This is a genomic window from Cupriavidus sp. a3 (assembly GCF_051015765.1).
Classification (GTDB): Bacteria; Pseudomonadota; Gammaproteobacteria; order Burkholderiales; family Burkholderiaceae; genus Cupriavidus; species Cupriavidus oxalaticus_A.
In genome coordinates this window covers 1,268,174-1,288,270 of the sequence record NZ_CP170643.1, presented here as the reverse complement: position 1 = coordinate 1,288,270, position 20,097 = coordinate 1,268,174, and the positions used below count along the sequence as shown (strand labels likewise).

Sequence of the window (20,097 nt, the reverse complement as noted above, 5' to 3'; positions counted from 1 at the left end):
CCCTCATCAGTGGGATGGCGGAGCCCCGAAGGGCCCCGGCTCATCAGTTCTTGGTTTCGTCGCCGATGGTGATCACGCCGGCGGTGTCCTTGATGCTGGTCGAGATCTTGTCCCAGTTGGTACCGGTTGCGATCTCGGCATCCACCGGCGACTTGCCGCCGTTGGCCTCGTCCCAGGTGTAGCCCTTCAGGCCCAAGGCGAACGAGTAGTCGACCTGCATCGTGGTCTCGATGCGGGTCTGGCCGTTCGTGGTCTGGATGTTGCTGATGATGTCGCGCGCGTCGTGCACGATCGCGGCGGAGTCGACCAGGCTCAGCACCTTCTGCTTGTTCGGCGTGCCGGCGGCATACAGCGACGGGGCATCCGTGATGACGTTCACGCGGCCCAGGATGTCGATCACCTGGACGTTGCCGGCCTGGTAGAGGTTGACCGCGTTGGTCAGGTTCTGGCCGATCAGCTTGTGCGCGACCTGACCGGTCATCACGTTGGCCAGGATCAGCGGGCTGCGGTCGCCGAACTTCGCGTAGGCGTTGTTCATGGCCGCGTAGCTGATGCCGGCGGTGGCCGACACGTCGTTCGTCGCGGCAGCCTGGTTGCTGATGGCAGCCACCAGCGCGGCGATCGCGGTGTTCAGCTGGTCAGCCAGCAGCGCCTCGGCGAAGTTGCGCGACGCCACCTCGATGCCCTCGGTGGTCGGCTTGTCCAGCCAGGTCATCTGCGACGGCTCATAGCGGATCGGGCCGAAGCCGCCGGCGATCTTGACCGACGAGCGCTTCAGCTGCGTCAGGTCGGTTGCCGAGGCGGCAGCCTGGGCAGCGTAGCGGTCGACGCGGCGCTGGGCTGCGTGGATCGACGCGAAGAACGATTCCTGCAGGAAGTCGCCTTCGAAGCCGTCCGTGGTCAGGCGGATGGTGCCGCGCGACGCGGCGTTGAACTTCGCCACTTCCTGCGCCAGCGTCTCGATGATCGCGGGCATGAAGTACTTGTTGAAGACCTGCATTTGCGACAGGGACATGATTGACCTCGCTTAGCTGTTCAGTTCGGGATGCCGGGCAGCGAGAGCAGCGCGGCGCTCTTCGCGCGTGCCGCCCATGTTGCCGACCGGTGGGTTGTGGTTGCCATTGCCGCCGGGAGCGCCGCCCCCGCCGTTTGCCGGCGCCGCGATGAAGTGCTTGCCGCCATCGCTCGCCGCCCAGGCCGTGATGTGCTCGGCCAGCGGCTTGTCACCGATGACCGCCGCACCGTCCTTGATCGTCGCCGCGCCACGGTGCAGCGCCTTGGCTGCATCCATGAACTGCGGCGCCACGCCGGCCTTAGCCAGCGCCTCGGACAGGCCGCCATCGATCAGGTGCTGCGTCAGAGCCGTGTCCTTTGCAGTCAGGTCTGCCGTCAGCTTCTCGATCGTCTTGGCGCCGTCCTTGACCGACTTGTCCAGCTTGGCGGTCAGGTCTTCCACCTGCTGCTGCAGAGCGGCGTGCTCGGTCGGGTCGATGTCGGCGCCTTTGGCCTTGGCCTTCAGCGTCTTGATCTCGCCCAGCAGCTCGCGATTCTTGGCGCTCAGCGCCTCGGTCGCGGCGGCGGTGACTTCTTCGATCAGGGCCTTGACTTCGGGGTCGTTGCGGTCCAGTGGCATGGATTCCCTCAGGGATGGGTTGCGGGGCTCGGCCCCAATGAAAAACGCCCGCACGGCTCAGCCAGGCGGGCGTCGGTTATTCGTACTTGGCGCGTAGCTGCTCGAGCGTCAGCGGATTGCCGCGCTGATCCAGCAGCTGCGGCAGCGTGATCGTGCCGGCGCGCCACAGGGCAGCCCTGCCCTTGCCGAGCACGTCATCCTGAAACGTCTTGCTCTTGCCGGCCAGGAAGTCGGAGAACGTCAGGTCAGCCGCGACCTGCCCGTCCATGCTGGCGCGCGTGGTCGGCGTGAACTCGTCGGCGTCCAGCCCCAGCTCCCGGAACGTCTTCAGCAGCGGGATCTCGGTGCTACGGCACGCCCAGTGGCGCGGCACGCCGCCGTTGTATGGCAGCTTCGTGCCGTTGATCGGCTTGCCCTCCAGATTCCACGACGCGCCGGCGTAGGCGATGCAGACATCCGACGTGCGCCCGTCCAGCGTGCTCACCTGCTGCCGGCCCTTGACGATGTCGTCATTGGCCACCCACGTTAGGTTGCGCGCGCGCCCGCTCACCGTTTGCACCGCGGTTCGCACCAGCGCGTCGGCATTCCTGCGGCTGGTCTCGATCACGCCTGTGAGGCCCTTGCGTGTCGAGCCGCCGATGCGCTGCACGATCTTGGCGTTGGTCTCGCCGGCGGCCACGCCCAGCCGGATCTCATTGGCAAAGCGGAACGCAGTGTCAGCGGCCTGCCGATCCAGCCAGTCCCCCAGCGGCGCGCCCTGGAACAGGCCGGTATCGACCAGCGCCTTCAGCGTCGACGTGGGCGCAAGCGCGCGCATCAGGTCGACGCCCACCGCGCCGTTGGTGCTCGACAGCACCCACTTCGCTTCCTGCTGGGCCAGATCCTTCAGGTCGTCGAACAGGTCGCCCTGCAGCGTCTCGTATTGGTCGGCCACCAGGTCGCGGACGTCGGCCAGCAGCTGATTTAGCCGCGTCTTCTGGTACTCCGTCAGCGGGCGCGCCCCGATCTTCTTCTCGATGTCGTCCAGCAGCGCTTCCATGACCGTCAGCACCAGGTTCGACTCGTGGCCGATCACCCGATTCAGGTCAAGCTGGCGCTCCACCGCCAGATCGGCGAGCTTCTGGGACAGGTTGCGCATGGATTACTCGGCCGCCGGCGGCGCCGCTGTGCTGGGCGCGAGAGATGGCGCGCCTGCGTCGATCCGCGCGCGCTCCTCATCGGCCGTCGAGCCATCAGCCACCACCTCGCCGCGCACCAGGTTATCGAACAGCGTTTCCCAACTGATGGCGCCCTGCATCCACGCCGAGACCAGCGCGGTGATGTCCTGCGCCGTCAGGCCGGTGGGCAGGAAGTCCGTGTTCAGGCGCGCGCTGACCTCGCCGCTCTGGCCCATCCAGTCGCGCATCCACTCCAGCGCGCGGGTAAGCGCCGAGCTGGCCGCGTTGGCGACCGACGCCAGCACGCTGTTCTCGCCGGCGCGGTAGATCGATGCCGTCTCGGCCGCCTCGGCCTGGCGCTTCTCCTGCATCAGCATCCGCGCGCCGAGCGTCGACATCATCTGCACCTTGCCGTCCAGCGAGTCCTTCAGCTGGCTCAGGCCGGCGCCTTGGAACTCGAGGAAACCGACCTTGGCGCCCTCCTCCGGAATAACCCAGGCCTCGCCGGAGCCGATCGACCACGTCTCGCTTGCCGCGGTGCCGTCCTCGTTGACGCCTTGACTGGCATGGCCGGTGATCCAGGCCGTCGGCAGGCCGGTGTAGTGCAGCCCGTGCTCGTAGTCGGCCGTGCCGCGGTAGTGCGACATGTTGATGTTGACCAGGTCGAGCAGCGGCGGCTTCGACACCTGCCAGCTGATGCCGGTCGGGTTGCAGATCACGAACGGGATAAAGCCCATCGGGCGACCGTTCATCAGCGGGAAGATCTCGCTGATCGCCACGTTCTGAGCCAGATCGGGGCGGAACAGGCGCACCCGGTAGCGGCCCTCGAACAGGTCCAGCACGCGGTACTGCGCCTTGCACTCGACCGTGAACTCGTCCTTGCGCACCTCCACCGACTCGGCCAGCACCACCTGCGTCAGCGTGGTCTGGTTGCCCACCCGGCCGGTCGACCAGTTGATTATTGCCTCGGCGGTGTATAGCGCCATGAAGGGGCGCAGCCCGCGCGCCTCGGCCTGGCCAACGGTCAGCGGCTCGTTCTGCTGAGTCGGATAGTCGACCAGCAGGCCGAAGCGGCCCACCTGCAGCAGCTCGTCCGCCGTCTTCTCGCACATGGTCAGCAGCGGCGTGCCCGACATGTCGGCGTCGGCCTGCACGGATTCCATGCCGCTGGGCAGGTCGATGGTCGGCGGCCGGCGGAACACCAGGCCGGTCAGCACTTCCAGCGTGCGGCCGGTGCCGTTGTAGAAGCCGGCGCGCTGCTTGTACGCCTCGTAGGCCTCATCGCTCTGGCCGGACAGCTTCGGCAGGTAGGTCTGGCCCTTGGCGTGCACGGCCTCCTCGCCCTTGACGGCATCGCGGCACTTCGCCCATTTGGGCAGCGCGGCGATGTAGTCGGGGTGCTTGGTGTCAACGGGCATGTCAGGTGCCTTGGAGCTTGGTGCGTTGCGCCGACCGCTTCACGATCGGCCACAGGCGGACCAGCGGATAGCCGCCGGCGTCGTTCAGGTGGTCATGGCCGGTCGTCTTGTCCGGCTCGCCGTTCTTGTCGTACGGCTGCTGCTCCAGCGCCTCAGTGAAGGCCGGGCACTGGTGCGTATTCACCAGCAGGCGGCGCTCGCCGTTGTCGTTCTGCAGCAGGCCGTTGACCGACGACACGCGGTCCTTCACCGCAGGGTTGGTCGTGCCGACGCTGATCTGGAAGCCAGCCCCTCGCAGGATCGACAGGTCCGACTCGCTGGCGCTCTTGCTGCTCGTGTTCTTGCCGCTGGCATCCGGGTAGATCACGATGCTGTGGCCGGCAGCGCGGTACCGCTCGCGCAGGATGCGCGCCATTTCCGGCGTGTCCCGCACGTCCTTGAGCTCGGCCACCGCCCGGGGCAGACCGCCGCGGACCACGTAGACCACCGCAGCCATCTTCAGCACGTTGAAGTCCATGCCGATGTGCAGCGCGTCGCCGGGCCGGATGGTGTCGTCCGTGTGGTTCAGCGTCCGGTCGAAGTTCGCATAGACCGAGCCGCTGGTCAGGTTCACGAACTGGCCACGCAGGTACGCCGAGATCAGCTGCGGCGGGTAGCTGGCGCGCAGCGAGCTGATGTAGTCATCGGGCAGGTTCTTGGCGTTCTGGTACGTGCTCGCCTGCACCAGACCATAGAGGCCGGCCAGTTCGGGCTTTTCCCGCACCGCCTTGACGAACTGCTCGTAGACGAACTTGAAGCCCTCGGGCGTCGTCGTGACGTCGATGCCGTTCAGCAGACCGGGCGCGACCTGGCGCATCCGCGCGATGATCTTCCGCCACGCCGTCTGCGCTTCCAGTTTGCGCATGACGTCCAGCTCGTCGACCAGCGCCTTGCCGATCTTGAAGCCGACGATCTTGCCGGGGTCGTCCATCGACCGGCAGATGATCGTGGTCCGGTACCGGCGGCCGCTGTATAAGTGCACCTCCTTGTTGGAGGCGTTCACCTTTGCGATCAGGCCCCAGTCGGCGGCGACTTCCTCAATCGTCGGGAAGAAGATGTCCCGGATCTGGCCGTAGGTCGGCGCGAAGTAGCCGGCGTTGATGCGCGGGAACTCCCACGCGTGCTTGCACAGGCCAGCGCCGCCCACCCACGTCTTGCCGGAGCCGAAGCCAGCCACGAACGCCTTGAACTTGTGCGGCAGGGCCAGGAACTGCGCCTGGGGCACGTTCAAGGAAGGCATCAGGCATCGCTCTCAGGCTCGGGCCGGCTGGCATCGTGCACGTTGACCGTCACCATCACCGGCGGCGGCACGTCGTCCCCGTCCTTCGGATCGGTCTTGTCCCGCCACTTGGCCGGCTGGCGGTTCTTCAGCCAGATGAACGCGGCCGCGGTGTCCGGCGGGTAGTACTTCCGGATCTTGGTCTTGCGGATCTTGCCGCCCACCACCCGGATGTCGATGTCGTCGTGCTCGAAGCCACAGGCGCGCTGGTACAGCCGGTCGGCCACGTTGGCGTCGGCAGCCTGCTTGCCCTGTTTTTTGGCGAGCAGAAACTCCGGGAAGTCCGCTTCCCACTTCCGCAGGGTGGCGGTGCTGACGCCGAAGAAGTCGGCCAGCTCCTCATTGGTGGCGCCCAACAGGGCGAGCTTCCGGGCCTGCTCAGCAAAGTCCGGCTGGTACTTGGATGGTCGTGCCATGTGCGCGGTCCCTCAGGGAACGACGCCTCAGGCATCGACTCCGCGTGCGTAGATGAATTCGGGGGGCTGCCCGCCCACCGCCTTTGGAGACCCGCGATGCACGGGAGGAGACCGGCTTGTCACCGCGTCGGGCAGCTGCCAGTGTTTTGCCCCACCTCTGGCCGGGGGTTGACTCCGACTGCTGGAGATCGTCCTTACCGATATGCCTACAGCCCTTACCGTTCCGCCTATTCAGCGCGTGGCTTGTTGCCACTACGGCTACCCGAGGAGCGGCACGCTTCCACCCAGACGCCCCACCACAGGTAAAGCATCACGAGAGGGGACATGGCGCGGCTCCAACGAAAAAGCCCCGCGCCGGCGTGAACCGGGCGGGGCTTGGCTGAGTCTGGGGGAAATCTACATCGCTTGTCTCAAAATTGCAAGGATATTTTCCCCGCCATCCCTTACGCCGCAAGGCTTTCCGAGTCGTTGCACGCTGTACGGTCCGGCACCAGGCCATGGGCGACGAACGACGGTTCCAGCCGCTCCAGCGCCAGAGCCTCCAGAGCGCGGTAGTTCGCCTCCATCCACTTCGCCGCACGGAAGACGCGGTTGCGGTCGGTCTTGTGCTTCTCCGCCAGCGCGCGGACGGTCATGTCCTGGCGCAGCTGCTTCGGCAGGTAGTGGCGCGCGGTCAGGTCCAGCAGCAGCGTGCCGGCGGTGATCCCGCACGAGCGGCGGGCGAACATGGCCAGGCGCTTGCAGCCGGCCAGCTTCTCCTGCCCGTGGGCGTAGCGCGCCAGCACCGCGGCGTACTCCGGGCTGGGTAGCCGGGTCTTGGCCGCGTCGGTGATCATGGCGTACTGCGCGCGGTATTCGTCCATGGTCAGGCGGTCGGGGTCGTACTCCCCCGCCGGCCCGCGCAGCTCGGCCAGCCACTTTTCCTGCGCGGCCGTCGGCTCGTCGATCGCCTCCAGCAGCTGGATCAGCATGTTGCGGAACGGCGCCTTCTGTCGCGGCGGCAGCGACAGCACCAGGTAGGACACGTGCAGCGCGTGCGAGACGTCTGCGAACATCGGTTTTTCCATCACTTCTCCCCGTCATTGAAACTTTGGCAGCGCCGGCCGTGCTGGCGCCGCTTGCCGCCCGGCAGCAGCTTGGTGCAGACCGTGTGCGTGGCGCCCATCAGCCTGGCGGACTTCTCGTGGATGCAGCCCTTGCAGCTGCGGGCCTCGGTCTGCTCGTAGACCACCGCCGGGTCGCGGAACATGTAGGCCGGCAGTGTCATCCCAGCACCCCGTCGAACGTGACGCCGAACTCGTTGGCCGCGTGTGCCTGCACCTTGGCCACGTACTCGCTGAACTCGCCGACAGAGAATTCCGACGTCGACTTGCGCCGCGTGAACAGCCGGCCGTCCGGCAACGCGATCTCGACCTTCGGCGCGAACAGGTCGGCGAAGTACTCGTGCCAGGTGTCGCGCTTGAACTGGCGGCCGTCGATCCAGGCCTGCTCCTCGATGTCGCGCAGCACCGGCCCGAAGTAGAAGGCGTTCTGCTCGCCCGTCCGACGCCGCTCCTCCGCCGTCACGATGATGCGCAGCGGGCGGCCCTTGTCGGCGCAGGCCGCGGCATTGGCTTTGATGAAGGCCAGCACCGTCGGCCAGATGCCGGGCGACTTCAGGGTGAACTCGCGGTATAGCGCCGCCATGCTCAGTCCTCCCTCGCTTCATCTGGGTCGCCCCAGCCAGACATGACCTTCGCCTGGTAGCGGGTGTAACCCTCTTCGATCATGTCCCGGTACCGCTGATAGGTCTCGTCGATACCCGGGTAGTAGCAGTTCTTGCACCAGCGCGAGCCAAACACCTGGACATCGCCCCTGCATTTCAGACACGTTCCGTGACCGTTGCTCATTGCTGCCTCGCCAGCCGAACGCCGCGGTTCCAGCGGCAGTTGTCCGCGCGGTGCCCGAAGGCGCCGCAGTAGCAGCAGTAGCCGTTCCAGTTGCTCATGACGTGGTCCCTCCCATTCCAAAAAGTGCTCGCACGATGGCGTGCTGTGGCTTCACCCGGCCTGCCTTCAGCGCTGCGCGCGTGGTGGTCCGTGCCAGGTAGGCTCGGTACGCAATCGGATCGTTCTCCCGCAGGCGGTCGCGGAATCGCTTCGACACCTGCGCCGGCGTCAACGTCGGCGGGCGGCGGGCGCTCCGGCCCTGCACCGGCAGCCAGTACGGCACCGGCGCGCCGTGACCGGTCAGCCAGCGCACCACGTGCGCCTGCTTGGCCTTCTTCCGTTCCCAGAACAGGCAGTCGACCGTGTGCCGCGCGGCGCCGGTGGCCTTGGCCAGCTCATGCACCGTGCGCGGAATGCCGTCGGCACAGATGCGTAGGATGGCGATCCAGGTAGGCGAGCGTTCACCGGTCAGTGGCTTCGGGCCGAGCCCCATCGCTTTGGCCTTGGCGAACACCGTGTCACCGGCGCGGCCCAGATGAGCCCCGATCACGCGATATGACTGGCCGGTGGCCACCAGTTCGCGCAGCTTCTGTTCCTCTTCGGGAGTCCAACGCGGCATGGTCAGGCCTCCTGCTTGCGTGCGTGCTCGAGCAGCGCCAGCGCGTCCGCGTGGTTGTCGTCGACCACTCGATGGCCGCGCTTGCGCATGGCGGCGATCATGGCGACCTTGTCAGCGTTACCCTTCCCCGTCGCGGCCTTCTTGATTACCGGCACCGGCACGCCGACCAGGCGGATCCTGTTGCGATCTGCCCAGGCCTGCAGGTGCGCCTCGAACCCGCCGTACACGTGCGCGGCCTGCACCGCGGTGTGGCGCAGCACCAGTTCGTAGTAGACGGCGTGGATCTCACCGGCCTGTCGCGCGCGCTCGCCCAACCACGCAGCGAACTTCAGCCAGCGCTGGCCGGGGCCGTCGTTGCGGCGCGGCGCAAAGGACTCGCTACCGCTGTGCAGCGCGCCGTCGCGCATGCCCAGCGCCCAGCCGGTGGTGGTACCGATGTCGATGGCCAGGATGTTCAGATTGCACGTCGGCGTACCCAACGCTGCGGGGACATTCCCTTGCGAATCAGGCGCTTCCGTTGCGGTCACGGTTTCGAAGAAGTCGCTCATGCTGTCCTCACAGATCTGCGGCGATGCCGCGCTTGCGCACCGCCGCGCCGGCAGAAACCGTCGGCAACGGGCCCGTCCACTCGTCGAACTTGGTCACGGCGCCGCGGTACAGCAGCGGCACGTCACCGAGCGCGCCGTTGCGCTGCTTGCGGATCAGCACCTCGGCGTAGCCCTTGAGCTCGTCGTTGTTCGGGTCGTACATCTCCGGGCGGTGCACGAACATCACGACGTCGGCGTCCTGCTCGATGTCGCCGGAGTCGCGCAGGTCGGACAGGATCGGCCGCTTGTCGGGACGTTCCTCGTTCTTGCGGCTCAGCTGCGCCAGCGCGATGACCGGAATGTTCAGTTCCTTCGCCAGCGCCTTCAGCCCGCGCGAGTAAGCGCCGATCTGCTGCGTGCGCATCTTTTCCTCGCCGCCGGTCATCAGGCCGATGTAGTCGACGATCAGCACGTCTAGGCCGTGCTTGCGCTTGTGGGCCTTGGCCTTCATGCGGACCTCGAGCATCGTCAGGGCCGGCGAATCGTCGATCGCGAAGTTCAGGTCACAGGTGTGCTGCACGGCGTAGGTGAGGCGCGGCCAGTCGGCATCCGCCAAGCGCCCGGAGAGCAGCGCCGACAGGTGGATCCCGCCGCGATTGGCCATCGCTCGGCCGACGATCTCCTGATCGGACATTTCCATCGACTGCAGCAGCACGCTGTAATCGGTCGACATGTTCAGGCCGATGTCCGTCGTCAACGCCGTCTTGCCCATCGAGGGGCGCCCGGCCACGATCACCAGATTGCCGCCGCGTAGGCCGCCATTGAGCGCGCGGTCAAGCGAGCCGATGCCGGTCGGGATAGCCCGGTCGCCGGCGCCGTGGTAGCGCTCATCGACGCCTTCGACGAAGGGGGTGGCCAGGTCTCGCAGGAACTTCGCTTCGCGGCGCACGCCGATCTGCGCAACACCGCCGATCAGGGCCTGCGCTCGGTCGAGAATTTCCGCACCCTTCATGGCGCTCGGTGTCTCGACCATCTCGAGCACCTTGCGCGCGGCCGAGGCGGTCTCGCGCAGCATGGCGCGGTCGCGGATGATCTCGGCATAGCGGGCGACGTTCGCGGCGCTGGGCGTGTTGTGCGCAAGCTGCGTCAGGTAGCCTAGGCCGCCGACGCGCTCGGCCTTGCCCTGCGACTGCAGCACCTCGAACACGGTCACGACATCAGCCGGCCGATTGGCCAAAACCTGGCGGTAGATCGCGCCATAGACTTCGCGGTGGTCGTCGCGGTAGAAGTGCGCCGGCTCCAGACCACTGATGCGATCGATAGCGCTGTTGTCGAGCAGCAGGCCGCCCAGCACGGCCTGCTCGGCTTCGATGCTGAACAGCGCACGGGACTGCGGGAAATCGTCGGGGGCATTCATGCTGCGCCTCCGCTATCCAAGCTGTGGATCAAACCTGCGCGGCCGAAGCGATTCATGACCACACGGTCTCCCCAGATGATCGCCTTAGCTGCGAGCGACGCTTCGAAGACGTGGGCCTTCAGCCGGTACTGGACCGGCAAGGAATCGTCGCCAATGAGTTCGGGATTAAAATCCTCGTCGAACAGATACAGGACCCGACCTTCAACCATGACTGAGTTCCTCGAAAATACGTGGGTGGTGGCAATCAGCAACTACGAGTCGCCGTCCCGGTACGCCGTCTGGGTTGAACCGGCGGCAACGATGGTTCGAGAGAACATCGACGCCTTCAAAGCCGGCAATCCCCACACCCGTTACAGCGTTCTCGGGCTGTTCCCCACCGAGGAGGAAGCACGAACGTTCGGCGCGGTGCTGCAGCATCGACGCAATGAGCGAATCGATGTCTTGCATCGACTGCTGGGGAATCCAGAGGAATAGGCTCATGCCGCGGCCTCCTCGCTGTGATAGCGACCCTCGCGGATCTTGGTGAAGTTTTCGGACTTGACGATCCAGTCGAGGCCCGCAAGGAAAGGCTTACGGCCTTCCGGCGTCTTCGCGCGCCCGGTCAGGAACTCGGACTGCGAGACGTAGGTGAACAGGCGCTTCCAGTAGTCGAGGTTCTGGCGCTTCTTGTCCTCATTCCAACGGGTGCGCAGGTTGACCTGCCTGGTGCCGTTCCACTCGCGGATGGATGGGCACATCGGCAGCACCTCGTGGTAGAGGGCGATGATTGCCTGATGCGGGCATTCAGGACGCGTGGTCTTTTTGCCCTCGCCGTCTAGCGAGAAGTCGTCAGCGGGCACGCTGTCGACAACTACCTCGTTAGAGGTAGTAGAAGACTCTTCTCTTCTCTTCTCTTCTCTAGGTAACTCTTCGGTAACGGTTGCAGCGTTACCTTCCTCGTTACCCTTGGCGTTAGCTTTGTGTTTCGCTACCCGTTTTGCGGTGAGTGCACGACTTTTTGCGGTCTCACCGTTGTGTCGACCGAAGTTCGGAAGGGAGAGACCAGCGTCAGAAATGTTCAGCCAGCCGACTTTTGCCATCGCTTTCGCAAATCCGGTAACGCCTGCGATACGGTCGAGTAACGGTGCGCTAACGCCAGGAGCGTTACCTTCCACCGTCTGTTGGTCGAACCAGCGCCACACGCGCAGCAGCTTCCCGACCGTCAAATCCGGGTCGTCCCATCCCATGTCAACGGTGATGGCCAGCACCTCCTGCTTCTCTGGCGTGCTGACCTCGAATTTGATCCAGTCCCCAGCCATTACTACCTTCCCCCAGTCGTGCCCTGCATCTCGGCAAGCAACTGCTTAATCTGTGAGCACAGGGCCATGCGGACCTCGCGGGTCTCGGCTACGGTGATCCGGTGCAGCAATTCGTTGATCTGGTCCAGTTGGGTCATGCGGCCCTCTGCGCGATAACCTCTTCCATCACGGTCAGCTTGGCCTGGTGCATCAGCCACTGCTGCACGCCCCAGTTGCCCACCGCCGCTGCGAAGGCGTTCAGGCGATCGCCAGGCAGGCTGCGCCGGCTTTCCTTGTCGTCCGCGTGCAGGTAGTCGGAAACGTGCGGCGGGTAACAATCGATCAGCTCGGCCAGAGTCCGCTGGGTCATACCCTTGATGCGGCGGTGCGCCCAGGAGATCCGCACCGCCTCCCGGTACGTCTTGCATCCGTCGATGACGTCGGTGGGCAGGAATGCCGGCCCGTTGACCACACCTCCCAGCAGCCTCAGTTCTTGCACACCGGTCTCCTTAGGAAAATTTGATGGGGTAACCGGTTGAGTTACCGGTTGAGCACTGCGTAAAAAAGAAGGCATCAGAGCGATGCCGCTAAACTGACCAATACCCGCGCCATGGACCGAGACCACCATGCCCAAAGCCGAAAAGACCGAGATTCCGCACTGCGCTACCTGCGGCAATCGGACGGACATCGCCGTCGATGCCAAGACCTGCCTCTTGTGCGGCGGCCCCGTGATCCTCGGGGATCCCTGGCTGACCGAATTCCGGAAGCAGCTGCGCGGGACGCGAGCCATGGTTCAGGTCGCCAAGGAAGATCCGGAGGGCTAGGCCGCCCTCTGTCGATTCGGGTCGCAAAGCACCCGTTGGAATTCGTGCCAGTTCACGTCGGGCCGCAGCTGTTCGCACGGCACGCCGGTGATACTCTCGATGGCAGGGCAACGCTCCATAGGAGCGCCGCGCTTGAGCCAGTTGGCAACGGTCTGGGTGCGCTTCTCGCCCAAGGCATCGGCCAACTTCTTCAGGCCGCCAGCCTTGTCGATAGCGAGCCGCATGGCGGCGTTTTCTTGGGTCGAGTTCATAGACACCAAGATACACGGCGCGTGAGTTTTATGCAATCACCACGTGAGCATTGTTACGGTCGTGCCGTGAGCCACAGGTCGTGAGCGTTTAGCTACCCTTGCGCACATGGAAAATCCAAACATCCCTTGGCCCCTGATTGAGGAAAAACTTCGCCTCGCGGGGAGAAAACAGGCCTGGCTGGCCGACCAACTCAACGTTGGCACGAACGTCATCACGAACTGGAAGAAGAGAGGCGGGGCTCCGAAAGCACGTGCGCTTGAGATAGCGACGGCTCTCGGGTGCACGGCTGATGAACTTCTCGCCGCTTCGCATCCGCACCACCCCACCAAAGAGGGGCAAAGTGCCTTTTCAGTGGACCCTTACAATGACCTTTCGGCCGGGGACAACTTCACGTTGGGCCCTGATGTGAAGGGGAAAATACCCCTTATTAGTTGGGTTCAAGCAGGCAATTGGTCGGAAGTCGTGAAGGGATTTACAGAAGAAGACGCGGAGCAGTGGCTGCCAGCACTGCGACCGATGAGCAGGCGCGCATTCGCGCTTCGCGTGGAGGGGTCGAGCATGGAGCCGCGCTATCAGCACGGTGACGTGATCTACGTCGAGCCGGAGGCGCATGCCGAGCATGGTCGACGGGTTGTCGTGCAGCTCGAAAACGAACCTGAGGCGACCTTCAAAGAACTGGTCATTGAGAACGGGCACAAGTTTCTGCGCCCGCTAAATCCTGACTGGCCTGGCCCGAAATTCATCCCAATCAACGGCAACGCAACCATCATCGGCGTGGTTGTCGGGAAGTGGGTGCCGGAATAAGCCGAGAAGCATCAGGGGAAAACATGAAAAAGAACGTCTTGGTCCTCAGTCTTGCAGCCGCCGTGTTGGCGGCTTGCGGTGGCGGTGGTGGTGGCGATGAGCCTGCACCGGCGCCAGCGCCGGCGCCCGCACCGGTAGTTCCGTCGAACGCCGCTGAAGGCATCTGGAACGGCAAGACCAGCGCCAATCGCGATATCAGCGGCATCGTCCTGAACGATGGCACCTACTACGTCATGTATTCCGCGCCTGCCAACCCTAGTGTTTTGGATGGCGTCATTCAGGGCACCGGAACCGTAAATGGTTCGAGCTTCTCCTCTACCAATGGCCGGGACTTCAATCTATCCGGCGCCTCGGTCCAAGGCCTGAGCGTTTCGGCAAGCGTGCAGGCCAAGCAAAGCCTGAACGGTACCCTCAGCTACAACGCCACCAGCGGCGGCACGCCGCTCACGTTCACCAGCACCTACAGCGCTGACTACGAAAAGACACCGACGCTTGGCGACATCACAGGCCGGTATTCCGGCCAGTCTGCAATCATCGGTGCCGTGGAAAATCAGACGATCAACGTGGCCGCCGACGGCGCGATCGCGGCGATAGGCAGCAGCGGCTGCGCAAGCACGGGCAAAGCAACACCACGCGCGCGCGGAAACGCATTCGACGTGTCTATCACGTTCGGCGCTTCGCCCTGCGCATTTCCTGGCCAGACCTTCACCGGCATTGCCTACCTGGACCCCACCACCAAGCGCCTCTATGCGGCCAGCTTGAATGGGGCACGCAGTCAGATTGCCGTCTTCCTCGGCACCAAGCAGTAACCCCTGCCCTCCTGGTTCACAACGGCCCACCCCACGCGGTGGGCTTTTTGTTGGGCGCTCACAACTACCCCACTTTAGGGGTACGAAAAAACTCACACTCGAAACTCACATTCTGATTGCATAAACTCACGTCGCGTGTACAATCAAATCCATCAACTCACCGATGGAGCCCGCGATGCCAAGCCCCGCAACCTACGCCAAGATCTTGCGCCGCCCTGTGGTGCGCGTAGATCAAGAGCGCGCAGTAGTCCCCGCCGACGGCCTGTACTGGGCTGTCATCGGCGAATTCACCACCCCCGCCCCGGGCCGCACGCCGGCCTTCATCGCCCACGACATCCGCCAGCTGATGGTCGACGGCAGCGAGACGGTCGACATGATCGACAACCTCGCGCCGGCGTACGTGCAGCACCTCGAAGCGCTCGCCTCCGATGAACTGGCCCGCTCCCGGAGGTACGCAGCATGACCTCCGCCGTCATCGCCGAACTGTCCTACGGGACGGCAGCCGAGAAGGCGTTCCTCGAGCGCCTGGCCGGCGGCAAGGCCGCAACCATGCTGCTGCGCAACTACATCGCCGCCGCGGAGAAGCGCGTCGCCTGGGGCTCGATCGACAAGACCGAGGTGCTGCTCTACGCCGAGCTGCTGTTGCAGGAAGCGGCCACCGCGGAAGCCGCCGAAGCAGCCGCTCAAGTTCAGCGCGTGTGGAGGGCAGCATGACCACCGAGCAAGCCATCGCCCGCCAGGCCGCGCGCGACAACCTCGTTGCGGAACTGACGCAGGCGCTGCAGGCCATCGTCGACGAATGCTCGTTCGGCCATAAGCCGTACTCGAACGACAGCTTCTTGCCTGAGCACCTGCTGGAGCAGGCGCGCTCGGCCATCGCCAAGGCCACGGGAGCACAAGCATGAGAGCGCTCCTTGCCATCTTCTTCTGGTTCGCCATTGCCATTGCCGCGATCGCCCTGGTGGGCGCGTACACCGCACTGACCATCGACGCCCCGATGTCGTACCCGGCGAGGACCGTATGAACTACGACCCCGCATCCAACGCCCTGCTGGCCTGCGCGAAATGCACGCGCGGTCGCCAGTGGGCCGGCGCCATCGGCTTCGGCCTGGCCGCTGGCTCTATCTGGTACCTGACCGTCGCGATCCGCGCCGGCGCCCTGTAAACCATTCCCTCTCAGGAGACCTTCATGTCAACCGTTGTCGAAGACGTCGTCGACGTCGACACCGCTCCCAGCATGCCGCGCACCGCGGCACTGCCGACCACTCGCCACACCGGCGCTCTGGCCACCACCACGCCCGCCGATCTGCTGCGCATCGCAGTGGAAAGTAATGCGGATCTCGATCGCCTGGAGCGCCTGATGGAACTGCAGGAGCGCTGGGAATCGAAGGAAGCGAAGAAGGCCTATGACGCTGCGTTCGCAGCATTCAAGGCCGAAGCGGTCACGATCATCAAGAACAAGAAGGTCACCGACGGACCGCTGCGCGGCAAGGGATATGCGGAGCTGCACGAGGTGGTCAACACGGTGACGCCCGCATTGTCGAAGCACGGCCTGTCGTCGTCGTGGCGACTGACCAAGGACGACAAAGACTGGATTGAGGTGACCTGCTACCTGCGCCATGTCGCCGGACACGAGGAAAGCGTGTCGATGGGCGGCCCGCCGGACACAGGCGGCGCGAAGAACGCGATCCAAGCGCGGGCTAGCACGAAGTCCTATCTGGAGCGCTACACGCTGAAGGCCATCACCGGACTGTCCGAGCAGGAAGACGATGACGACGGCAACGGCGGCGCGACTCAGGGCCGACCGGATCAAGGACGGCAGCAGCAGCGACACGACGCGCCGGCCACCTACCCGCAGGAGCGCTTCGACGCCAACAAGGCGGCATGGCGCGACCTGGTCAAGTCGAAGAAGAAGACCGTCCCCCAGATGATCGCCTTCATCGAGTCCAAGGGCGCGCCGCTGACCGACGCACAGAAGAACACCATCGATTCATGGAGCCACGAGAATGACTGACTACATCGTCCACAACCTGGTGCAAGGCTCGCCTGAGTGGCAAGCCTTCCGCTTCAGCTATCACGGCGCCAGTGAGGCGGCGGCAATGCTCGGCCTGTCGCAGAACATGAAGCGCAACGAGCTGCTGCACATCAAGAAGACGGCCATGCCGAAAGAGTTCAGCCAGTTCGTGCAGGAGCGCATCCTGGACCGTGGCCACGAACTGGAAGCGATGGCGCGGCCGCTGGTCGAGGAAGACCTCGGCGAAGAACTGTATCCGGTCACCTGCTCGCGAGGCAAAGAGTCGGCGTCGTGCGACGGCCTGACCATGTCCGGCGACATTGCCTTCGAACACAAGCAGTGGAATGAGGATCTGGCGGCGCTGGTGCGCCAAGGCATCGTGCCGGACAGCCATATGCCGCAGTGCCAGCAGATCATGATGGTGACCGGCGCGGATCGCGTGCGCTTCGTTGTGTCGGACGGCACGCGCGAGCGCTTCGTCTGGACCGACGTCGAACCGGTTCAGGACTGGTTCAACCGCATCATGGCCGGCTGGAAGCAGTTCGACCGCGACGTGGAAGACTACGAGCCGCGCGAGATCGAAGCCAAGCCGGAAGGCCGCACGCCCGAGACGCTGCCCGCACTCCTGATTGAGGTTACCGGCCAGGTGACGGCCAGCAACCTGGAGCCGTTCCGCCAGCATGCCATCGCTGTATTCCGCGGCATCAACCGCGATCTGCAGACCGATCAGGACTTTGCCGACGCCGAGAAGACGGTGAAGTGGTGCGCTGAAGTGGAGTCCAAGCTGAAGTCTGCAAAGCAGCATGCGCTGGCGCAGACGGAAAGCATTGACGCCCTGTTCCGCACCATCGACGACGTCACCGCAGAGGCCGCGCGCGTGCGCTTGGATCTGGACAAGCTGGTCACGAAGCGAAAGGCCGAGATCAAGGAGTCGATCATCGTCTGCGGCCGCAATGCCTTCGCCGCTCACGTCCAAGCGCTGAAGGAAGAAACCGGCGGCGTCTGGGTGGAACTGGGCATGCCGGACTTCGCTGGCGCGGCCAAGGGCAAGCGCTCCGTGGCAAGCATCCAGGATGCCGTGGACACGATGCTGGCCAACGCCAAGATCGACGCCGATGCATCGGCCAAGCGCCTGCGTGCCAACGTTGCCTATCTGGACGAGGCCATCAAGGGCTACGAGTTTCTGTTCTCGGATCGCCACGGCCTGGCTACCAAGCAGCTGGACGACATCAAGATGGTGGTGTCGAACCGCATCGAAAAGCACAAGCTCGACGAGCAGCGCAAGGAAGAAGAGCAGCGCGAGCGCATCCGCCGCGAAGAGCAGGCCAAGCTGGAGCGCGAGGCTGCAGACAAGCGCGCTGCCGAAGAGAAGGCGGCGCGCGAAGCCGAGCAGGCAAAACAAGCTGACGAACCAGCGCCGGCGCCCGCCCCTGCTGCTGCACCTGCCGCACGTCCTGCTCCGGTCGCTCGCCAAGCGCCCGCACGCCGCCCGGCCCCGCCGACCCGTCCGACCGACGCGCAAATCATCGCCGCCCTGGTCAGCCAATTCGAAGCCACCGAGGAGCAGGTAATCGGCTGGCTCTGCGAGATGGACCTCACCGTCGCCTAACTATTTTCCAATCACCGGAGCCATACCCATGCTCGAACTCGAAACCGAACTGGTCAAGATCCTCCACATCAACACCCGCAACGAAAAGCACGGCGACGACAACGTGCTGGGCGTCGACCTGAAGCTGCAGGCGCGTCTGTCGAACGACGTGCTGTCGCAGTTCTCTCCGACGCTGAAGGCGGCCTTCTACCACAAGGACGAGTCCGTGCAGGGTGATCTGGTGACCGACGCCGGCTACCTGCCCAACCTGAAGAACCCGAAGCTCGGCGCGGTGAAGTGGGAAGGCGACTGGGAACACCAGGTGCTGCGCATCCACAACGGCGTGCGCGAAGAGTTCGACATCGTGCTGGACGAGTCGAAGGTCAACAAGCTGGCGTTCGACTTCCAAGAAGGCGGCACCGTCTTCGTCAACTTCCGCGTGCAGGCGCACCCGGACGAGACCACCACCGCGAAGCTGCTGTCGCTGCTCGGGCAGGAGGTCCACATGAGCCTCCACTTCGACGAGCCGGCGCAGCTGAAGGAAGCGGCCTGACGATTAACGGGGCGAAGACTGCGCGGCCGGCGCTCCGGTCACACGTAAGAGAGAGCCGGGATCAGCTCCGGCCGCCCCACCCAAACACCTATAGACGACCATGTCCATGACGATTGAGAAGCTGCAACACCTTTGCCAGACCGCCCGTTCGCTCTTCGGGACCGAGGAATTGATCATTGCCGGTGGCGCGCCAAGAGACACTCTCAGCGGCGTGCAGGTGAAGGACATCGACATCTTCGTCCGGATCGAGTGGGAGGAAGGCGAAGACACCCAGTTCACACACAACTGCAAGATCCTGGCAGCGTGGCTCATGGGCGAGGCCGAATTCCGCCCGGCAAACGAAGACTACGGCAACCTTCTGGACCTCTGCGACATCAAGGGCGCCAACGCGCACGGTCTGATCCAGGTGATCGGACTGGACCGCGACCCCATCGGCGACGTGCATTCGTACGACTTCGGCCTGTCGCAAGTCTTTGTCACGCCGAGCGGTCTCTTCTACACCGAGAACGCCGTCAAGGACCGAGCCAACAAGACCATCACGCACTTCGCCACCTACGAGAACGACGCGGGCTTTCTTCGCAGCAAGGCGAGGTACGGCCGACTGCTGGAGAAATACGCGGGCTGGCGCTTCGTGAACTGCGAAGCGCTCGAAGGCGACTCCATGCCAGTCGAAATTCCCTTCTAAGGCAGAACTCCATGACCTGGCCCATCGGAACCACCGTCAGCATGGCCACGCGCCGGCTGAACGACGACGTCGTAGACCTGGCGCGCGACTCCACGGCACTGAAGCGCGAGAACGCCGAACTGCGCCAGCAGCTCGACATCAGCCGCCAGGCGCACGCCGTCATGACGCTGCAGCTGGCCCAGTTGGAGAAGCTGGCTCACGAGCTCAAGCGCGCCGCGGTGACGCAGCCGAACTGGCCGCTCGCGCGCTGGGTGAAGTTCGGGCCGATGGCCGCCCTCCTCGCATCGATCAAGGACCAATGAGATGAGCGAATCGACGACGCCGGCGCAGTGCCGGGACGAAGACTGGAACCTGGCCCGAGACTGCGGCCTGATGGCTGCGACGCCCGGAACGAACACATGGGATGCGGCGCTGGGGCGCTTCGCAGATGGCATCCGCGCCACCCTCGGGCAACAGCCGCAACTGCACACGGCATCGATCATGATGTCTCGCCACTCCCGCGCGATGCTGCTCAATATCCTGTGGCATCACCAGGGTGGCAGCTCGCCAGTCGGGCAGCCGATCCGTGCATTGCTTGGCATTGGCCGGCACGACCAGCTGAACGACGAGCAACTTGCTGAGGCAAAGTGGATCGACGCCCTCTTGGCCGCGCAGGCCCCTGCGGTGAATAGCGCTGCAATTGTCGCAAATCCTGCGGTGAATGCTGAGCGCGTCCAGATCATCTCCCGCGCCGTCGCCGCGAACGGCCGGCAGTGGCCGGAACAGCTGACGTCCGGCGTCATGTTCTATGAGGGCGAGCGGATCACGCGGGCCGAGTTCTTGGCGGAGGTGCGTGCATGAACCTCCTGCCCGATGCCGT

The 20,097-nt window shown here is 64.7% G+C and carries 33 protein-coding genes; 15 read left to right on the top strand and 18 right to left on the bottom strand.

The genetic code is table 11. The annotated features are described in order from the left end of the window. Positions 1-43: 43 nt before the first annotated feature. The 14 genes from ACAD63_RS06155 to ACAD63_RS06090 form a co-directional block, all read right to left on the bottom strand. Positions 44-1,015, bottom strand: a complete 972-nt coding sequence (locus tag ACAD63_RS06155) for a major capsid protein (protein WP_434033586.1) — start codon at positions 1,013-1,015, stop codon at positions 44-46. A gap of 12 nt (positions 1,016-1,027) precedes the next feature. Next, complete coding sequence (locus ACAD63_RS06150; RefSeq protein ID WP_434033585.1) at positions 1,028-1,633, bottom strand: hypothetical protein; 606 nt, start codon at positions 1,631-1,633, stop codon at positions 1,028-1,030. Positions 1,634-1,709: 76 nt separating this feature from the next. Continuing rightward, a complete protein-coding gene (locus tag ACAD63_RS06145; protein WP_434033584.1) occupies positions 1,710-2,771 on the bottom strand; it encodes a hypothetical protein in 1,062 nt (353 codons plus the stop codon). Positions 2,772-2,774: 3 nt separating this feature from the next. Then, a complete protein-coding gene (locus ACAD63_RS06140) occupies positions 2,775-4,208 on the bottom strand; it encodes a DUF4055 domain-containing protein (protein WP_434033583.1) in 1,434 nt (477 codons plus the stop codon). Between the two features lies 1 nt (position 4,209). After that, complete coding sequence (locus ACAD63_RS06135; RefSeq protein WP_434033582.1) at positions 4,210-5,487, bottom strand: terminase large subunit domain-containing protein; 1,278 nt, start codon at positions 5,485-5,487, stop codon at positions 4,210-4,212. Then, the gene (locus ACAD63_RS06130) at positions 5,487-5,942 is read right to left on the bottom strand and encodes a terminase (protein ID WP_434033581.1); all 456 of its coding nucleotides are present in this window, start codon (positions 5,940-5,942) and stop codon (positions 5,487-5,489) included. The genes ACAD63_RS06135 and ACAD63_RS06130 overlap by 1 nt, the downstream gene beginning before the upstream one ends. A gap of 443 nt (positions 5,943-6,385) precedes the next feature. After that, the gene (locus tag ACAD63_RS06125; RefSeq protein WP_434033580.1) at positions 6,386-6,997 is read right to left on the bottom strand and encodes a hypothetical protein; all 612 of its coding nucleotides are present in this window, start codon (positions 6,995-6,997) and stop codon (positions 6,386-6,388) included. Positions 6,998-7,008: 11 nt separating this feature from the next. Further along, complete coding sequence (locus ACAD63_RS06120) at positions 7,009-7,209, bottom strand: hypothetical protein (RefSeq protein WP_434033579.1); 201 nt, start codon at positions 7,207-7,209, stop codon at positions 7,009-7,011. Further along, entirely contained in the window at positions 7,206-7,628 is a 423-nt protein-coding gene (locus ACAD63_RS06115) for a recombination protein NinB (RefSeq protein WP_434033578.1), read from the bottom strand. Before ACAD63_RS06115 ends, ACAD63_RS06120 begins: the two co-directional genes overlap by 4 nt. 2 nt (positions 7,629-7,630) lie before the next feature. After that, a complete protein-coding gene (locus tag ACAD63_RS06110; RefSeq protein WP_434033577.1) occupies positions 7,631-7,831 on the bottom strand; it encodes a hypothetical protein in 201 nt (66 codons plus the stop codon). 94 nt (positions 7,832-7,925) lie between these two features. Next, a complete protein-coding gene (locus ACAD63_RS06105; protein WP_434033576.1) occupies positions 7,926-8,489 on the bottom strand; it encodes an SANT/Myb-like DNA-binding domain-containing protein in 564 nt (187 codons plus the stop codon). 2 nt (positions 8,490-8,491) lie between these two features. Then, on the bottom strand, positions 8,492-9,037 hold the full coding sequence (locus ACAD63_RS06100; protein WP_434033575.1) for a hypothetical protein: 546 nt from the start codon (positions 9,035-9,037) through the stop codon (positions 8,492-8,494). A 7-nt stretch (positions 9,038-9,044) separates the two neighbouring features. Next, positions 9,045-10,370, bottom strand: a complete 1,326-nt coding sequence (gene dnaB, locus ACAD63_RS06095) for a replicative DNA helicase (protein ID WP_434033574.1) — start codon at positions 10,368-10,370, stop codon at positions 9,045-9,047. Positions 10,371-10,429: 59 nt separating this feature from the next. Continuing rightward, positions 10,430-10,642, bottom strand: coding sequence for a hypothetical protein (locus tag ACAD63_RS06090; protein ID WP_434033573.1), 213 nt, complete (start codon positions 10,640-10,642; stop codon positions 10,430-10,432). Here ACAD63_RS06090 and ACAD63_RS06085 point away from each other — a divergent pair. After that, positions 10,641-10,907, top strand: coding sequence for a hypothetical protein (locus ACAD63_RS06085; protein ID WP_434033572.1), 267 nt, complete (start codon positions 10,641-10,643; stop codon positions 10,905-10,907). The two genes, ACAD63_RS06090 and ACAD63_RS06085, sit on opposite strands and share 2 nt — an antisense overlap. A gap of 2 nt (positions 10,908-10,909) precedes the next feature. Here the strand turns inward: ACAD63_RS06085 and ACAD63_RS06080 are convergent, their stop codons facing one another. From ACAD63_RS06080 to ACAD63_RS06070, 3 genes are read right to left on the bottom strand one after another with little or no spacing between them, the layout of a single operon-like run. Next, positions 10,910-11,731, bottom strand: coding sequence for a hypothetical protein (locus ACAD63_RS06080; protein WP_434033571.1), 822 nt, complete (start codon positions 11,729-11,731; stop codon positions 10,910-10,912). 2 nt (positions 11,732-11,733) lie between these two features. Next, positions 11,734-11,868 (bottom strand): hypothetical protein, encoded by a 135-nt coding sequence (locus tag ACAD63_RS06075; RefSeq protein ID WP_434033570.1) that lies wholly within the window; start codon positions 11,866-11,868, stop codon positions 11,734-11,736. Continuing rightward, positions 11,865-12,209 carry an XRE family transcriptional regulator gene (locus ACAD63_RS06070; RefSeq protein ID WP_434033569.1) on the bottom strand — a complete coding sequence of 115 codons (345 nt, stop codon included), beginning with the start codon at positions 12,207-12,209 and terminating at the stop codon, positions 11,865-11,867. Before ACAD63_RS06070 ends, ACAD63_RS06075 begins: the two co-directional genes overlap by 4 nt. A gap of 127 nt (positions 12,210-12,336) precedes the next feature. On the opposite strand from ACAD63_RS06070, the gene ACAD63_RS06065 reads away from it, so the two are divergent. Then, positions 12,337-12,534 (top strand): hypothetical protein, encoded by a 198-nt coding sequence (locus ACAD63_RS06065; RefSeq protein ID WP_434033568.1) that lies wholly within the window; start codon positions 12,337-12,339, stop codon positions 12,532-12,534. On the opposite strand, the gene ACAD63_RS06060 is transcribed toward ACAD63_RS06065, so the two are convergent. Beyond that, complete coding sequence (locus tag ACAD63_RS06060; protein ID WP_434033567.1) at positions 12,531-12,785, bottom strand: YdaS family helix-turn-helix protein; 255 nt, start codon at positions 12,783-12,785, stop codon at positions 12,531-12,533. The genes ACAD63_RS06065 and ACAD63_RS06060 overlap by 4 nt on opposite strands. A 106-nt stretch (positions 12,786-12,891) precedes the next feature. Between ACAD63_RS06060 and ACAD63_RS06055 the strand changes: the two genes are divergently transcribed. The 13 genes from ACAD63_RS06055 (at position 12,892) to ACAD63_RS05995 (ending at position 20,078) form a co-directional block, all read left to right on the top strand. Then, the gene (locus ACAD63_RS06055; protein WP_434033566.1) at positions 12,892-13,590 is read left to right on the top strand and encodes a LexA family protein; all 699 of its coding nucleotides are present in this window, start codon (positions 12,892-12,894) and stop codon (positions 13,588-13,590) included. Between the two features lie 23 nt (positions 13,591-13,613). After that, positions 13,614-14,399, top strand: coding sequence for a hypothetical protein (locus tag ACAD63_RS06050; RefSeq protein WP_434033565.1), 786 nt, complete (start codon positions 13,614-13,616; stop codon positions 14,397-14,399). A gap of 175 nt (positions 14,400-14,574) precedes the next feature. After that, positions 14,575-14,862 carry a hypothetical protein gene (locus tag ACAD63_RS06045; RefSeq protein WP_434033564.1) on the top strand — a complete coding sequence of 96 codons (288 nt, stop codon included), beginning with the start codon at positions 14,575-14,577 and terminating at the stop codon, positions 14,860-14,862. Next, the gene (locus ACAD63_RS06040; RefSeq protein ID WP_434033563.1) at positions 14,859-15,113 is read left to right on the top strand and encodes a hypothetical protein; all 255 of its coding nucleotides are present in this window, start codon (positions 14,859-14,861) and stop codon (positions 15,111-15,113) included. The genes ACAD63_RS06045 and ACAD63_RS06040 overlap by 4 nt, the downstream gene beginning before the upstream one ends. Continuing rightward, positions 15,110-15,304, top strand: coding sequence for a hypothetical protein (locus ACAD63_RS06035; RefSeq protein WP_434033562.1), 195 nt, complete (start codon positions 15,110-15,112; stop codon positions 15,302-15,304). The genes ACAD63_RS06040 and ACAD63_RS06035 overlap by 4 nt, the downstream gene beginning before the upstream one ends. Continuing rightward, positions 15,301-15,423, top strand: coding sequence for a hypothetical protein (locus ACAD63_RS06030; protein ID WP_434033561.1), 123 nt, complete (start codon positions 15,301-15,303; stop codon positions 15,421-15,423). Before ACAD63_RS06035 ends, ACAD63_RS06030 begins: the two co-directional genes overlap by 4 nt. After that, positions 15,420-15,563 carry a hypothetical protein gene (locus tag ACAD63_RS06025; RefSeq protein ID WP_434033560.1) on the top strand — a complete coding sequence of 48 codons (144 nt, stop codon included), beginning with the start codon at positions 15,420-15,422 and terminating at the stop codon, positions 15,561-15,563. Before ACAD63_RS06030 ends, ACAD63_RS06025 begins: the two co-directional genes overlap by 4 nt. A gap of 24 nt (positions 15,564-15,587) precedes the next feature. Next, positions 15,588-16,412 (top strand): ERF family protein, encoded by an 825-nt coding sequence (locus ACAD63_RS06020; RefSeq protein WP_434033559.1) that lies wholly within the window; start codon positions 15,588-15,590, stop codon positions 16,410-16,412. Beyond that, positions 16,405-18,021 (top strand): YqaJ viral recombinase family protein, encoded by a 1,617-nt coding sequence (locus tag ACAD63_RS06015; RefSeq protein WP_434033558.1) that lies wholly within the window; start codon positions 16,405-16,407, stop codon positions 18,019-18,021. The genes ACAD63_RS06020 and ACAD63_RS06015 overlap by 8 nt, the downstream gene beginning before the upstream one ends. Before the next feature lie 28 nt (positions 18,022-18,049). Further along, a complete protein-coding gene (locus ACAD63_RS06010; RefSeq protein WP_434033557.1) occupies positions 18,050-18,553 on the top strand; it encodes a hypothetical protein in 504 nt (167 codons plus the stop codon). A 106-nt stretch (positions 18,554-18,659) separates the two neighbouring features. Next, the gene (locus ACAD63_RS06005) at positions 18,660-19,238 is read left to right on the top strand and encodes a hypothetical protein (protein ID WP_434033556.1); all 579 of its coding nucleotides are present in this window, start codon (positions 18,660-18,662) and stop codon (positions 19,236-19,238) included. An 11-nt stretch (positions 19,239-19,249) separates the two neighbouring features. Then, on the top strand, positions 19,250-19,540 hold the full coding sequence (locus tag ACAD63_RS06000) for a hypothetical protein (RefSeq protein WP_434033555.1): 291 nt from the start codon (positions 19,250-19,252) through the stop codon (positions 19,538-19,540). A gap of 1 nt (position 19,541) precedes the next feature. After that, complete coding sequence (locus tag ACAD63_RS05995; protein WP_434033554.1) at positions 19,542-20,078, top strand: hypothetical protein; 537 nt, start codon at positions 19,542-19,544, stop codon at positions 20,076-20,078. Positions 20,079-20,097 lie beyond the last annotated feature (19 nt).

Bases quoted from the DNA above. Each gene is read 5' to 3' on its own strand.
- ACAD63_RS06105 (WP_434033576.1), bottom strand. From the start codon at position 8,489: ATGCCGCGTTGGACTCCCGAAGAGGAACAGAAGCTGCGCGAACTGGTG.
- ACAD63_RS06035 (WP_434033562.1), top strand. From the start codon at position 15,110: ATGACCACCGAGCAAGCCATCGCCCGCCAGGCCGCGCGCGACAACCTC.
- ACAD63_RS06030 (WP_434033561.1), top strand. From the start codon at position 15,301: ATGAGAGCGCTCCTTGCCATCTTCTTCTGGTTCGCCATTGCCATTGCC.
- ACAD63_RS06115 (WP_434033578.1), bottom strand. From the start codon at position 7,628: ATGGCGGCGCTATACCGCGAGTTCACCCTGAAGTCGCCCGGCATCTGG.
- ACAD63_RS06000 (WP_434033555.1), top strand. From the start codon at position 19,250: ATGACCTGGCCCATCGGAACCACCGTCAGCATGGCCACGCGCCGGCTG.
- ACAD63_RS06065 (WP_434033568.1), top strand. From the start codon at position 12,337: ATGCCCAAAGCCGAAAAGACCGAGATTCCGCACTGCGCTACCTGCGGC.
- ACAD63_RS05995 (WP_434033554.1), top strand. From the start codon at position 19,542: ATGAGCGAATCGACGACGCCGGCGCAGTGCCGGGACGAAGACTGGAAC.
- ACAD63_RS06110 (WP_434033577.1), bottom strand. From the start codon at position 7,831: ATGAGCAACGGTCACGGAACGTGTCTGAAATGCAGGGGCGATGTCCAG.
- ACAD63_RS06140 (WP_434033583.1), bottom strand. From the start codon at position 4,208: ATGCCCGTTGACACCAAGCACCCCGACTACATCGCCGCGCTGCCCAAA.
- ACAD63_RS06055 (WP_434033566.1), top strand. From the start codon at position 12,892: ATGGAAAATCCAAACATCCCTTGGCCCCTGATTGAGGAAAAACTTCGC.
- ACAD63_RS06100 (WP_434033575.1), bottom strand. From the start codon at position 9,037: ATGAGCGACTTCTTCGAAACCGTGACCGCAACGGAAGCGCCTGATTCG.
- ACAD63_RS06020 (WP_434033559.1), top strand. From the start codon at position 15,588: ATGTCAACCGTTGTCGAAGACGTCGTCGACGTCGACACCGCTCCCAGC.
- ACAD63_RS06080 (WP_434033571.1), bottom strand. From the start codon at position 11,731: ATGGCTGGGGACTGGATCAAATTCGAGGTCAGCACGCCAGAGAAGCAG.
- ACAD63_RS06045 (WP_434033564.1), top strand. From the start codon at position 14,575: ATGCCAAGCCCCGCAACCTACGCCAAGATCTTGCGCCGCCCTGTGGTG.
- ACAD63_RS06145 (WP_434033584.1), bottom strand. From the start codon at position 2,771: ATGCGCAACCTGTCCCAGAAGCTCGCCGATCTGGCGGTGGAGCGCCAG.
- ACAD63_RS06005 (WP_434033556.1), top strand. From the start codon at position 18,660: ATGACGATTGAGAAGCTGCAACACCTTTGCCAGACCGCCCGTTCGCTC.
- ACAD63_RS06075 (WP_434033570.1), bottom strand. From the start codon at position 11,868: ATGACCCAACTGGACCAGATCAACGAATTGCTGCACCGGATCACCGTA.
- ACAD63_RS06040 (WP_434033563.1), top strand. From the start codon at position 14,859: ATGACCTCCGCCGTCATCGCCGAACTGTCCTACGGGACGGCAGCCGAG.
- ACAD63_RS06155 (WP_434033586.1), bottom strand. From the start codon at position 1,015: ATGTCCCTGTCGCAAATGCAGGTCTTCAACAAGTACTTCATGCCCGCG.
- ACAD63_RS06135 (WP_434033582.1), bottom strand. From the start codon at position 5,487: ATGCCTTCCTTGAACGTGCCCCAGGCGCAGTTCCTGGCCCTGCCGCAC.
- ACAD63_RS06150 (WP_434033585.1), bottom strand. From the start codon at position 1,633: ATGCCACTGGACCGCAACGACCCCGAAGTCAAGGCCCTGATCGAAGAA.
- ACAD63_RS06120 (WP_434033579.1), bottom strand. From the start codon at position 7,209: ATGACACTGCCGGCCTACATGTTCCGCGACCCGGCGGTGGTCTACGAG.
- ACAD63_RS06015 (WP_434033558.1), top strand. From the start codon at position 16,405: ATGACTGACTACATCGTCCACAACCTGGTGCAAGGCTCGCCTGAGTGG.
- ACAD63_RS06090 (WP_434033573.1), bottom strand. From the start codon at position 10,642: ATGGTTGAAGGTCGGGTCCTGTATCTGTTCGACGAGGATTTTAATCCC.
- ACAD63_RS06010 (WP_434033557.1), top strand. From the start codon at position 18,050: ATGCTCGAACTCGAAACCGAACTGGTCAAGATCCTCCACATCAACACC.
- ACAD63_RS06025 (WP_434033560.1), top strand. From the start codon at position 15,420: ATGAACTACGACCCCGCATCCAACGCCCTGCTGGCCTGCGCGAAATGC.
- ACAD63_RS06125 (WP_434033580.1), bottom strand. From the start codon at position 6,997: ATGTTCGCAGACGTCTCGCACGCGCTGCACGTGTCCTACCTGGTGCTG.
- ACAD63_RS06050 (WP_434033565.1), top strand. From the start codon at position 13,614: ATGAAAAAGAACGTCTTGGTCCTCAGTCTTGCAGCCGCCGTGTTGGCG.
- ACAD63_RS06085 (WP_434033572.1), top strand. From the start codon at position 10,641: ATGACTGAGTTCCTCGAAAATACGTGGGTGGTGGCAATCAGCAACTAC.
- ACAD63_RS06130 (WP_434033581.1), bottom strand. From the start codon at position 5,942: ATGGCACGACCATCCAAGTACCAGCCGGACTTTGCTGAGCAGGCCCGG.
- ACAD63_RS06060 (WP_434033567.1), bottom strand. From the start codon at position 12,785: ATGAACTCGACCCAAGAAAACGCCGCCATGCGGCTCGCTATCGACAAG.